This window comes from Microbacterium sp. EST19A, assembly GCF_019969685.1.
Taxonomy (GTDB): Bacteria; Actinomycetota; Actinomycetes; order Actinomycetales; family Microbacteriaceae; genus Microbacterium.
Genome location: NZ_JAHXYZ010000001.1, coordinates 620,272 through 632,550 on the forward strand (window position 1 = coordinate 620,272; position 12,279 = coordinate 632,550).

The following is a 12,279-nucleotide window of genomic DNA, read 5'->3' on the forward strand; positions in this document are numbered from 1 at the left end:
CATGATCAGATCACGTCGCCGAACCGCCCGTCGATGTTGCCGTAGCGGTGGGCGGTGATGCTGATGGACTGCTCGTGCACGAAGGGGAGCAGCTCGATGCGCGCGGCGGCCGTGACCTCTCCGTCGTAGACCGCGAGGTCGGGATCCCCGCCGGATGCCGTGGCGAGGGCCGTGTGCGTGGCGGCGACGGCCTCGCGCCCTCCGACGAGCCGCACGCGGTTCCTCCCCGCCGGCGCACGGCGGTCGCCCTCCGCGGGTTCCTCGTGGCGCAGCATCCGCTCGGTCCATTCGTCGTCGGTCTCGAGGAACACGACGGCGTCCAGCTCTCCGAGCGCGTGGCGGACCTCGGCCGGCAGCCCGATCGGCGTCGAGAGGACGAAGCGCGCGCCCGAGCGCACTCCCGCGATCACCACGCGCAGCAGGTCCTGCAGGGCGGCATCTCCGGTTGCGCGGATCTCGACGGGCACCGGCCGGTAGCGGAAGAGGTTGCGTTCGATGCCGAGCCGCGACACGTCCCGCACCTGGCCGAACTCACGATCCCAGGCGAGGGCGTCCGACAGCGCGGCTCGCCGCAACCACTCGAACTCCTCGTACGCGAGCGCGGGTTGCGCGGACTCGATGAGCGCGGTGATGCGGGAGTCGAGTCCCCTCAGGTGCAGCGTGCTGGATGCCGGGCCCCCCGGCCTCGATCGCCAGGAACCCAGCCCGATCAGGTAGTTCGGACCGCCGGCCTTCGCGCCGGGGCCGACCGACGAGCGCTTCCATCCGCCGAAGGGCTGCCGCTGCACGATCGCGCCGGTGATCCCCCTGTTGACGTAGAGGTTGCCCGCCTGCACGCGCTCGAGCCACTGCGCGAGATCGTCCGGATCCTGCGTGTGCAGGCCGGCCGTCAGGCCGTACGCGACGGCGTTCTGCAGCTCGATGGCCCTCTCGAGCGTCGGGGCGTGCATGATGCCGAGCACGGGGCCGAAGAACTCCTCGGTGTGGAAGCGCGAACCCGGCTGCACCCCGACCCGGATGCCGGGGCGCCAGAGCCGTCCGCTGCCGTCATCGCCGGGGGCGAGCGCGGGTTCGATGAGCCACTGCTCGTCGCGCTCGAGTTCGGTCAGCGCCCAGGCGAGCTTGCCCTGCGGCTTCTCGATCACCGGTCCGACCTCGGCGAGGGGATCGGTCGGCCAGCCGACGTGCAGGGATCGCACGGCATCCGCCAGTTGCCGGGCGAAGCGCGGGGAGCGTCCGACCGGGCCGACCAGGATCGCGAGCGACGCCGCCGAGCATTTCTGCCCCGCGTGGCCGAAGGCGCTCTTGACGAGGTCGCCGACGGCGAGATCGAGATCGGCCGACGGAGTGATGATCATCGCGTTCTTGCCGCTGGTCTCGGCCAGCAGAGGCAGATCGGGCCGCCACGAGCGGAACAGCGCCGCCGTGTCCCACGCCCCGGTGAGGATCACCCGATCGACCGCGTCGTGCGTGATGAGCTGCCGACCGAGGTCGCCCTCTTCGATGTCGACCAGAACGAGCACGTCGCGCGGGATGCCGGCCTGCCAGAGCGCCTCGGCGATGACGGCCGCGCACCGTCGCGCCTGCGGCGCGGGCTTGAAAACCACGCCGGAGCCGGCGGCGAGGGCCGCGAGCACTCCCCCGGCGGGGATCGCGAGGGGGAAGTTCCACGGCGGTGTCACGACCGTGACGCGTGCGGGCACGAAGGAGGCTCCCGCGATCGCGTCGAGCTCGCGGGCCTTCGCCGCGTAGTAGCGGGCGAAGTCGACGGCTTCACTGACCTCGACGTCGGCCTCGGAGAAGACCTTGCCGGTCTCGGATGCCGCGACCTCGATCAGCTCCCCGCGTCGCGACTCGAGGGCAGCGGCCGCCCGGAACAGCACCTCGGCGCGCTCGGCGGCGGGACGGGAGCCCCATGCGGGTGCGGCATCGTGCACACGACGCACGGTCTGCTCGAGGGCATCGGGATCGTCGATCCTCGCCGCGTCGAGAGTGGTGCCGCCGACGGTGGAACCGGGGATGCTGTCGCGCACGGCGCGCGCCCAGTCGCGGTTGGCCGGGAGCGCGGGGTCGGTGTCGGCCGTGTTCGAGAAGCCGGGTGCGCCACCGGCACCCTCCGCCACTTCGCGAGAGGAGTACACGGCGGTCTCGAGGAATGCCCCGCTGTCGCTGTCGTCCGAGCCGCGCGAGATCCCGAGCACGGCCTTGGTGAGATCCGTCTCGGGAGCGGGAGTCGTGAGAGTCGGGCGCACCGACTCGTGCACGGGTGCGAGCCGGTCCTGCGTGCGGCGGGGGCCGATGCGGAGGGTCGGGTCCGTCGACCGGTCGAGGGCATCGAGGAAGCGGTCCTGCTCGCGGACGAACAGACTCTCGTCCTCGTCGAGCCGGAAGGCCGCGGAGAGGAAGTTGTCGGCGGACGCGTTCTCCTCGAGCCGGCGCACCAGGTAGCTGATCGCCACGTCGAACTCCGCGGGCTCCACGACCGGCACGTAGAGCAGCACGGCACCGACCTCGCGGGAGACGGCCTGCACCTGGCCCTGCGCCATGCCCAGCAGCATCTCGAACTCGACGGAATCGCGCACGCCGCGTTCGCCGGCCAGCAGCCACGCGTACGCGATGCCGAACAGGTTGTGGCCGGCGATGCCGAGCCTGACGGCGGCGGCGCGCTCGGGGTCGAGCGCCCAGTCGAGGCAGCGGAGGTAGTTCGCGTCGGTGTCGAGCTTCGTGTCGTACGTCGCCGGGGTCCAGCCGTGCAGCTGCGCCTCGACGTGCTCCATGGCGAGATTCGCACCCTTCACGAGACGCACCTTGATCGGCGCCCCGCCGTGTGCGACGCGGTCCTGCGCCCACGCGGTGAGCTCCTGCAGGGCGGGCAGCGCGTCGGGCAGGTAGGCCTGCAGCACGATGCCCGCTTCGAGATCCTTCAGGCGCGGGTCCTCGAGGATGCGCGTGTAGACCGCGATCGTGAGGTCGAGGTCGCGGTACTCCTCCATGTCGAGGTTGATGAAGGTGCTGTCGGCCGCCGCGGTCAGGTACAGGGGCATGAGCCGTTCGACGACGGCGTCGACGATCTCGTCGAACGCCCACATCGAGATGTGGCTGATGATCGCCGAGACCTTCACCGAGACGTAGTCGACGTCGGGGCGGCGGATGAGTTCGTGGATGCCGTCGAGCCGCCGCTTCGCCTCGGCCTCGCCGAGGACTGCTTCGCCGAGCAGGTTCAGGTTCACCCGCGTCTGCGTGCCGCCGTTCGTCGCGGGGTTGCGGATCTTCTCCAGGGCCAGGCCGAGCTTGGCCGGACGGGCGTCGACGACGAGGTGTCCGACCATGTCGCGCAGCACGCGTCGGGCGATCGGCACGACCGGCGACGGCAGCACCTGCGCCATCCCGCCGCCGAGGCGCACGGCCGAACGCAGATACCAGGGCAGGAACTCGGGCACGATCGGCGCGATCCGATGCAGCTGGGATGCCGCGGCCGACAGGCTCTCCGGGCGCATGACGCCGTCGACGAACCCGAGCGTGAAGGGCAGCCCGTTCGCGTCCTGCAGCACGCCGGCGAGCCGCTCCGCAGCGGGGTCGACCTCGGCCGCCGCGGCTTCGGTCACCCAGCGGCGCGCGAGCTCGACGGCACGATCCGCGAGGGGAGCGGATGCCACGGCATCCGCGGAGGATGACGACGACTCTGCCATGGTCTCCACATTAGGTCGCGATCCCTGCCGGGCCGCGGACGCCACCCGGTCGAGGACCGAGCGCGCCCGCCGCCGCGTCACAGTGCCGCGATGATGTCCTCCACCTTCTGCTTCGCGTCACCGAACAGCATCGACGCGTTGTCGCGGAAGAAGAGGGGGTTCTGCACACCGGCGTATCCCGCGGCCATCGACCGCTTGAACACGATGACGTTCTCGGCCTCCCACACCTTCAGCACCGGCATCCCGGCGATCGGGCTCGACGGATCCTCGGCGGCGGCCGGGTTCACGGTGTCGTTGGCGCCGATCACCAACACGACCGAGGTCGAGGCCAGGTCGTCGTTGATCTCGTCCATGCTGAGCACGATGTCGTACGGCACCTTCGCCTCGGCGAGCAGCACGTTCATGTGACCGGGGAGGCGGCCGGCGACGGGATGGATGCCGAACCGCACGTCCACGCCCCTCTCGCGCAGGCGGCGCACGAGGTCGGCGACGGGGTACTGGGCCTGCGCGACGGCCATGCCGTAGCCGGGGGTGATCACGACGGTCCGCGCCGCGGTGAGCATCTCGGCCGCGCTCTCAGCGGTGATCTCGTGGTGCTCGCCGTATTCGGCATCCGTCGCCGTCGGCGCGGCGATGCCGAACCCTCCCGCGATCACCGACAGGAACGAGCGGTTCATCGCCTTGCACATGACATAGGAGAGGTACGCACCCGACGAGCCGACGAGCGCGCCCGTGACGATCAGCAGGTCGTTGTTGAGCAGGAAGCCGGCCGCGGCCGCCGCCCACCCCGAGTAGCTGTTGAGCATCGACACGACGACCGGCATGTCGCCGCCGCCGATCGAGGCGACCAGGTGCCAGCCCAGCGCGAAGGCCAGAACCGTGACCCCGATCAGCAGACCGAGCTGCTGGTCGTTCACGAACCAGACCGTCAGCACCACGAACGCGACGAGCGCGCCGATGTTCAACGCGTTCTTCCCGGGCAGCATCAGCGGCTTCGACGAGATCTTCGCCGACAGCTTCAGGTACGCGACGATCGACCCGGTGAAGGTCACGCCGCCGATGAAGATGCCGATGAACACCTCGGCGTTGTGGATGCCGACGAGCTCGGCCGCGATCTCCGGGTGCGCGAGATAGCCGTTCCATCCGACGAGCACGGCCGCGAGACCCACGAAGCTGTGCAGCAGCGCGATGAGCTCCGGCATCCCCGTCATCTCGACGGAACGCGCCCGCCACAGCCCGATCGCCGCACCGATGACGACCGCCGCCACGAGCAGGCCGAGCCCGAGGAGGGCGCCCGTGGTCCAGGCATCCGCCACGGTGAGGGCGACGGTCGCGACGAGGGCGATCGTCATGCCGGAGATGCCGTAGATCACGCCGGAGCGGGCGGACTCGTGGCGGCTGAGCCCGGCGAGGCTCAGGATGAACAGCAGGGCAGCGACGATGTAGGCCGCTCCCGCGAGGGCGTCGACGGTCACTTGCGGCCGCCCTTCGCGGAATTCCCGAGTGTGAACATGGCGAGCATCCGACGGGTGACCGCGAACCCTCCGAAGATGTTGATGGATGCCAGCAGCACGGCGATCGCGGCGAGCACCTGCACCACCGGGATCGAGGAGGTGATCTGCAGCATGGCGCCGACCACGATCACGCCCGAGATCGCGTTGGTCACCGACATCAGCGGGGTGTGCAGCGCGTGGTGCACCTTCCCGATCACGTAGAAGCCGATCACGACCGAGAGCACGAGCACCGTGAAGTGCTGAGGCAGCGGGGCGGGTGCGAACGCGTTCACGGCGAACAGTGCGGCGATGCCGACCACGATGAGCGCGACACGACGGCCGACCGACATAGTCGCAGGCTTCGCGATCTCGGCCGGTGCCTCGACCGCCTTCGCGGGGGCGGCGGCGACCTGCACGGCCGGCGGCGGCCACGTGACGGAACCGTCGCGGACGACGGTGACCGAGCGCTGCACGACGTCGTCGAAGTCGATGACCAGCTGTCCATCCTTCCCGGGTGTCAGGAGGGCGACGAGGTTGGCGAGGTTCGTGCCGTAGAGCTGCGACGCCTGCGCCGCGAGGCGCGAGGCGAGGTCGGTGTAGCCGAGGATGATCACGCCGTTGCCGGTCACGATGCGCTCCCCCGCGACCGATCCCTCGACGTTGCCGCCCTGGCCCGCGGCCATGTCGACGATGACGCTGCCCGGCTTCATGCGGGCGACGTCGGATGCCGTGATCAGACGCGGAGCCGCACGGCCCGGGATGAGGGCGGTCGTGATGATGATGTCGACGTCGGCGGCCTGCTCGGTGTAGATCTCCGCAGCGCGACGGTCGTAGTCCTCGCTCGTCGCCTTGGCGTAGCCGTCGGCGGATGCCGCGACCGCGACGTCGACCGCGAGATACGTGCCGCCGATCGACGACACCTGGTCGGCGACCTCGGGACGGGGATCGGTGGCGCGGACGATCGCGCCCAGGCTGGATGCCGCACCGATCGCGGCGAGACCCGCCACACCCGCTCCTGCGACGAGGACCTTCGCCGGCGGCACCTTGCCCGCGGCGGTCACCTGGCCGGTGAAGAAGCGTCCGAACTCGTGCGCCGCCTCGACGACCGCGCGGTAGCCGGCGATGTTGGCCATGGAACTCAGCACGTCCATCGACTGGGCGCGCGAGATGCGCGGCACCGCGTCGAGCGCGAGGGCCGTGATGCGCCGCTGCGCGAGCGACTCGACGAGCTCAGGTCGGAGAGCCGGCGACAGCAGCGCGATGAGCGTGGCGCCGTCGGCGAGGAGCGCGATCTCCACGGCGTCCGGTGCGGTGATCGCGAGGACGACCTCGCTCCCCCACGCGCCGGCGCGGTCGACGAGGGTCGCTCCCGCCGCTTCGTACTCCGCGTCGGGGTAGGACGCGGACGAACCCGCTCCCCGCTCCACGTTGATCGTGTGGCCCAGCTTCCTCAGCGACGCGATCGTCGCCGGGGTGGCCGAGACCCGTGCTTCGCCCGCAGGCTCCCGCACGATGCCGATGACTGCCACTTGCTCCTCCTCCACCCGTCTGCGTCGACGGGGTCTGCGCGGGCAGCGATGCCCGTATGTTCCGCCCAGAGTACTGACGAGCGGACGCGGCGGAGGAGCGTTCCCGCCACATGACGGAAGAAGAATTCCACTTCTTATGGAATCCGTATGCACCCAACCCATCCCGATCTGCGGACGTTGTCCCAATACGCGGAGCAACCCCGCCGATTCGTCAGCAGATCGAGACCGGGTCAGCAGATCGGGACGCGAACGGGGTGCTGCGGAATCACGACCAGACGCTCGGCGCCTTCACACGAACCGGGGGAAGAGCGGATGCCGCGGCCCAGTCGTGCACCCACGGATCGATCTCCGGCACGCCGTCGGGCTTGCCGACCGCGGCGAAGAGCTCCTCGTTGCTGACGGTGCCGCCCGCGCGGCGCAGCATCCGCGCCCGGACGATGGCCCGCGCGTAGACCTCGCCGTCGACCACGGCGCGGTGCTCCATGAACAGCGCCTTCTCGTCGTGGCCGATGAATCGCGACTGCACCTCGAACCGCTGCCAGAGCTGCAGCGACTTGCGGAACGTGATCGTCTCGCTCGAGACGACCGCGTACCAGCCCTGATCCTTCATGGCTCCGAACAGGCCGGTGCGGATGAGCAGGTCCCAGCGCCCGAGGTCGAACAGCGACAGGTAACGTCCGTTGTTCATGTGCCGCAGGATGTCGATGTCGGTCGGCAGGGTGGTCAGGCGGATGGTCCCCACCGCCGTCGGGTCGAGAGTCTTTCCTCGCCGCACGCGGCGCCGCGCGCGGAGGATCACGAGCAGGGTGCGCCAGATCACATTCACGAGGATCGATCGTAGCCTTCGACGAACGATCCGCGAACATCGTTGTGCGAATCCTCCACCCGCCGGACCCGTGTCGTGCATGGCATCCGCTCGATTTCCTGATCTCGGATGCCGCGCGTAGAGTCGCGGCATGAGCGCCGAAGCCCAGCCCGAAGTCATCGTCCGTCCGGTCCGTGATGTGGATGCGGAAGCCCTCGGTCGTGTGCACGCGCAGTGCTGGCACGAGACCTACGACCACCTGATCAGCAAGGCTGCGCTCGAGAAGGTCTCGCCCCGCCGTATGGCCGAGCTCTGGACGCACTGGGCCTCGCAGGGCCCCGAGTTCAAGATGAGCGCCGCACTCGTCGACAGCGAGATCGTCGGCTTCGTCGGCTCCGGCCCCGCCCGCGACAAGGATGCCCCGGCGTTCCGCGAGCTCTACTTCATCTACCTGCTCGACGCGCTGCACGGCACGGGAATCGGCCAGAAGCTGTTCGACGCCGCGGTCGAGACCGACGAGCCCCTGTACCTCTGGGTCGCCGAGGACAACCCCCGCGCGCACCGGTTCTACACGCGCAACGGCTTCGCCCTCGATGGCGCGACGCACACCGAGCCGTTCCTCGGCGAGACGCTGACCGAAGTCCGCTTCGTCCGCTGACGTTCCCGGCTCGGGGAGGCCCGGCCTGTCAGCGCCCGGAGACCTTGCCGAACAGCTTCGCGATCGGTGCCAGCACGAGCGGGCGAGCCGCGAACCACCCGATCGCCAGCACGACGAGCGATGCGATGAAGACCCAGAACCCGGTCCACGTGACGGCATCCTGCGATGCGTACATGTGATTCAGGTTGCGCAGGAACCCGGTCAGCATCACGAGCGCGACGTGGGCGATGATGAACGCCACGAAGTACAGCATGATCGGGAAGTGCAGCGCGCGGGCCCACTCGACCGGGTACGCCTTCGACAGGCGCTCCGCCTTCTTCGGCCACAGCCCCGACATCCGGAAGCCGGTCGCGACGGCCAGCGGCGCCGCGATGAACACGGTCACGAAGTAGGCGAGCTGCTGCAGGCTGTTGTAGTTGTTCCAGCCGTTCTCATGCGGCCAGTCGAACGAGACGTACTGCAGCGCCGCGGACAGCGCGTTCGGGAAGACCTCCCAGCTCGTCGGCACGATCCGCGCCCAGTGCCCGGTGACGAACAGCAGCACGACGAAGATCACGCCGTTGATGATCCACAGCAGATCGAGCGCCTGGTGGAACCACAGCGTCAGGCTGATCTTGCCCTTCGCGTTCCTTCTCGGCGTCCAGAAGACGGTGGGACGCTTCTCGGACCGCACCCGCAATCCGGAGCGGATGATCAGCACGATCAGGAACATGTTGAAGAAGTGCGCCCAGTTGACCCAGGGCGCGAAGCCGGGCTCGACCGCGATCGGCGGCTCGTACTCGCCGGGGAATGCAGCGAGGAAGTCCTGCATGAACGGGAAGCTCAGCAGCGTGCGGACGAACGCGATCGCCGCACCCGCCACGATCCCCAGAGCCGCCGCTCCGAGCAGACCCGCGATGGCCTGCGGCCACGTCGGCAGACGACGAGCGGATGCCGGTGCGGCAGGCATATGCCGCGGCGCGCGACCGTTCCACACCGTGCGAGTCCACGGCAGCGGAGTCTCGAGGTCGGTGGAGAGGATCGAGGTCGAGGCCGGAGCGGTGGCGACGGCGACTGCCGCGGACGTGTCCGTCTCGGGTGCCGCGGGAGTCTCGGATGCCGCGGGGGTCTCGGATGCCGCCTGTCCGGCCGGGGTCTCCGAGCTCGTCGAGGAGGCGTCGGCCCGCGGCACCGTCCCCGCGGGCGGCCACGGCTCGGCGCCGGTGACGCGGGGCAGGCCGCGACGAACCGGGGTCCCGGTCGTGGCGGCGACGGACGGCGCGACGGACGCGGCGGCGGGGCTTTCGCCCGACGTGGCGGTCTCCGTCACATCTGGCGTGTCGGCCCCCGAAACCGGGGCGACGGCTGAGGCTGCTGTGGCGGGGCTCCCGGCGCCCGCCCCGGCGGGCGGCGGCCACGGCTCGCCCCCGGCCACACGCGGCAGACCACGGCGCATGCCGGACGGGGCGGCTGTCGTGGCGACGACCGCCGGTGCAGCGGGCGCCTCATCCGTCGCAGTCGTCTCCGGCATCTGCGTCGGCTGATCGACGGTCGCAGGCTCAGCCACGACGTCGGGAACCGGTGCGGAATCGGCTGTGGGCACCACGTCTTCGACGGTCGCCGCAGCGTCCGCCGGCGGCCATGCCTCACCACCGGGCACGCGCGGGAGTCCGCGCCGCAGCATCCGTGTCGCCACGACTACTTCTTCCGGGCCTCGAGAGCGGCGATCACCTGAGGCACCACCGTGAACAGGTCACCCACGATGCCGAAGTCGGCGACATCGAAGATCGGCGCCTCGCCGTCCTTGTTGATCGCGACGATGTTCTTCGCCGTCTGCATGCCGGCCCGGTGCTGGATCGCCCCGGATATGCCGAGAGCGACATACAGCTGCGGCGACACCGAGACACCCGTCTGCCCGACCTGGTGGGACTGCGGGATGTAGCCGGCATCCACGGCTGCCCGCGATGCACCCACGGCTGCGCCGAGCACGTCGGCGAGTTCCTCGACGAGCACGAACTTCTCCTTCGATGCCAGACCGCGCCCGCCCGACACCACGCGGGTCGCACCGCGGAGTTCCGGACGCGAGGACGCCACCTCGACCGCCTCGATCGGCCCGGCCTTCGCCGCGACCGCTCCGGATGCCGTCACCGACAGTGCCTCGACCGTCGGTGCCGCCACGGCCTCGGCCCGGGCGTCGACCGCACCCTGGCGCACCGTGATCACGGGAGCGCCGAACGTCGCGGCCGCGTCGACGAGGTACGAACCGCCGTATACGGAGTGGTGGGCGACGATGCCCTCGTCGTCGCGCGAGACACCGACCGCATCCACGGCGAGAGCCAGGCGGGCCCGCACGGCGAAGCGCCCGGCGACATCGCGCCCGGCGATCGAGTTCGAGATGAGCACGGCATCCGGCTGCACCTGCGCGAAAGCCGCCTGCAGCGCGTCGACGATGGGAATCGTGAGCGCCGCGGCATCCGCTTCCGCCGTGAGCACGACCGACGCGCCGGCCGAGGCCGCGGCATCCACGGCCTCCTGACTGCCGCCGACCACCAGCGCCACCGGCGATCCGATCGTCGAGGCGGCGCCGATCAGGGCAGCCGTGCTGCTCGCCGCACCGCCGGACGGATCGACGTCGACGAGGACGAGGACGGGGTTCTCGGGATACGACATCTCACACCAGCCTGTTCTGCACGAGGTACTCGACGAGCTTCTCGGCGGCATCGCCTTCGTCGGTGATCTTCACACCCGCCGCGCGCGGCGGCTTCTCGGACACCGTCGTCATGATCGTGCGCGGCGCGACCGCGGGGTCGGCCGACACGTCGAGGTCGGCGAGCGAGAGCACTTCGAGCGGCTTCTTCTTCGCCGCCATGATGCCCTTGAAGTTCGGGAACCGCGCGTCCGGCAGCGCCTCGGTGATGGAGATCACGGCAGGGAGTGCGGCGGAGACCGGCTGGCCACCGGCATCCGCAGCCCGCGTGCCGGAGACGGCGTCGGCGGTGATCTCGACGGAGCTCAACGCGGTCGCCTGCGCGAAGCCGAGGTGCTCGGCGAGCATCGCCGGGATGACTCCGCCCGACCCGTCGGTCGAGAGGTTGCCGGTGATGACCAGGTCGGGTGCCGCGCGGCGGATGGCTGCGGCGAGCACCTCTGCCGTGAGGCCGAGATCGGCGCCGGCGAGCTGCTCGTCGGCGACGTGCACCGCCGAGCCCGCACCGATCGCGAGCGCCCGTCGGACCGACGCCGTGGAGCCCTCGGGAGCCATCGAGAGGGCGACCACCTCGGTGCCATCGTTCTTGTCGGCATAGCTCAGAGCGACCTCGAGAGCGCGCTCCGTGATCTCGTCGAGGACCACGTCGCCGGCGGCGCGATCCGCGAGTCCGGTCTCGAGATTCAGCTTGCGATCGCCATAGGTGTCCGGCACCTCTTTGACCAGGACGAAGATCTTCATCGAATGCTCCTCACGACTGCTGCAATTCTAGACTGCGATACCGAGTCCCAACCGCTCTGCGACTGAGAACCAGCGCCTGGGCGATCCCGTGCGGCGCGCGCCGTCCCGCCGCCTCCGCCTCTCACCGCTACCGTAGAGGCGTGGCCCAACCCCGTCCGCTTCCCGTTGATCCGCTCGCCGAGGCGAAGCGGCAATGGCTCGCGCACGGATGGACGGATGCCGCCGACGGCATGACCGTCGTCACCTCGGTGATGCGCGCCCAGCAACTGCTGCTCGCCCGCGTCGACGCCGCCCTCAAGCCGTTCTCGTTGAGCTTCGCGCGCTACGAGGTACTGCGCCTGCTGGCCTTCAGCCGTGCGGGAAGCCTCCCCCTGTCGAGCGTGGTCGCCCGACTCCAGGTGCATGCGACCACGGTCACCAGCACGGCCGAGCGCCTGGTCCGGGACGGACTGATCGTGCGCCAGCCGCACCCCTACGACGGACGCGCCGCGCTCCTCGCGCTCACCGACGCTGGTCGTGACCTCGTGGAGCGCGCGACGACCGCCCTCAACGCCGACGTCTTCACCGCACCCGGCCTGAGCCGCGACGATGCCGCCGAGCTCGTCGCGATCGTGGCGCGGATGCGCAAGGACGCCGGCGACTTCACCGATCCGCGCCCGCAGCCCGAAGCACTCTGAC

Annotated in this window: 9 protein-coding genes; 2 read left to right on the forward strand and 7 right to left on the reverse strand. The window is 70.2% G+C overall.

What is annotated here, in order from left to right; all coding sequences use genetic code 11:
- Positions 1–5: 5 nt before the first annotated feature.
- From LC452_RS03140 to LC452_RS03155, 4 genes are all read right to left on the reverse strand, one after another.
- Positions 6–3,689, reverse strand: coding sequence for a proline dehydrogenase family protein (locus LC452_RS03140; RefSeq protein ID WP_223622565.1), 3,684 nt, complete (start codon positions 3,687–3,689; stop codon positions 6–8).
- Positions 3,690–3,766: 77 nt separating this feature from the next.
- Positions 3,767–5,164, reverse strand: a complete 1,398-nt coding sequence (pntB, locus tag LC452_RS03145; RefSeq protein ID WP_223622566.1) for a Re/Si-specific NAD(P)(+) transhydrogenase subunit beta — start codon at positions 5,162–5,164, stop codon at positions 3,767–3,769.
- On the reverse strand, positions 5,161–6,711 hold the full coding sequence (locus LC452_RS03150; RefSeq protein ID WP_223622567.1) for a Re/Si-specific NAD(P)(+) transhydrogenase subunit alpha: 1,551 nt from the start codon (positions 6,709–6,711) through the stop codon (positions 5,161–5,163). Before LC452_RS03150 ends, pntB begins: the two co-directional genes overlap by 4 nt.
- Positions 6,712–6,976: 265 nt before the next feature.
- Positions 6,977–7,537: an acyl-CoA thioesterase gene (locus LC452_RS03155; RefSeq protein WP_223622568.1), complete on the reverse strand. Its 561-nt coding sequence runs from the start codon at positions 7,535–7,537 to the stop codon at positions 6,977–6,979.
- 130 nt (positions 7,538–7,667) lie between these two features.
- Between LC452_RS03155 and LC452_RS03160 the strand changes: the two genes are divergently transcribed.
- Positions 7,668–8,174, forward strand: a complete 507-nt coding sequence (locus LC452_RS03160; RefSeq protein WP_223622569.1) for a GNAT family N-acetyltransferase — start codon at positions 7,668–7,670, stop codon at positions 8,172–8,174.
- 28 nt (positions 8,175–8,202) lie between these two features.
- On the opposite strand, the gene LC452_RS03165 is transcribed toward LC452_RS03160, so the two are convergent.
- Genes LC452_RS03165 through LC452_RS03175 form a run of 3 tightly spaced genes read right to left on the reverse strand, consistent with a single transcriptional unit; the run spans position 8,203 to position 11,601 of the window.
- Positions 8,203–9,849, reverse strand: coding sequence for a cytochrome b/b6 domain-containing protein (locus LC452_RS03165; protein WP_308116463.1), 1,647 nt, complete (start codon positions 9,847–9,849; stop codon positions 8,203–8,205).
- A gap of 2 nt (positions 9,850–9,851) precedes the next feature.
- Positions 9,852–10,823 (reverse strand): electron transfer flavoprotein subunit alpha/FixB family protein, encoded by a 972-nt coding sequence (locus tag LC452_RS03170; protein WP_223622570.1) that lies wholly within the window; start codon positions 10,821–10,823, stop codon positions 9,852–9,854.
- A 1-nt stretch (position 10,824) separates the two neighbouring features.
- On the reverse strand, positions 10,825–11,601 hold the full coding sequence (locus tag LC452_RS03175) for an electron transfer flavoprotein subunit beta/FixA family protein (protein WP_223622571.1): 777 nt from the start codon (positions 11,599–11,601) through the stop codon (positions 10,825–10,827).
- Between the two features lie 140 nt (positions 11,602–11,741).
- On the opposite strand from LC452_RS03175, the gene LC452_RS03180 reads away from it, so the two are divergent.
- Positions 11,742–12,278, forward strand: a complete 537-nt coding sequence (locus LC452_RS03180; RefSeq protein WP_223622572.1) for a MarR family winged helix-turn-helix transcriptional regulator — start codon at positions 11,742–11,744, stop codon at positions 12,276–12,278.
- The last annotated feature ends 1 nt before the right edge of the window (position 12,279 follow it).

Bases quoted from the DNA above. Each gene is read 5' to 3' on its own strand.
- LC452_RS03140 (WP_223622565.1), bottom strand. From the start codon at position 3,689: ATGGCAGAGTCGTCGTCATCCTCCGCGGATGCCGTGGCATCCGCTCCC.
- LC452_RS03160 (WP_223622569.1), top strand. From the start codon at position 7,668: ATGAGCGCCGAAGCCCAGCCCGAAGTCATCGTCCGTCCGGTCCGTGAT.
- LC452_RS03170 (WP_223622570.1), bottom strand. From the start codon at position 10,823: ATGTCGTATCCCGAGAACCCCGTCCTCGTCCTCGTCGACGTCGATCCG.
- LC452_RS03175 (WP_223622571.1), bottom strand. From the start codon at position 11,601: ATGAAGATCTTCGTCCTGGTCAAAGAGGTGCCGGACACCTATGGCGAT.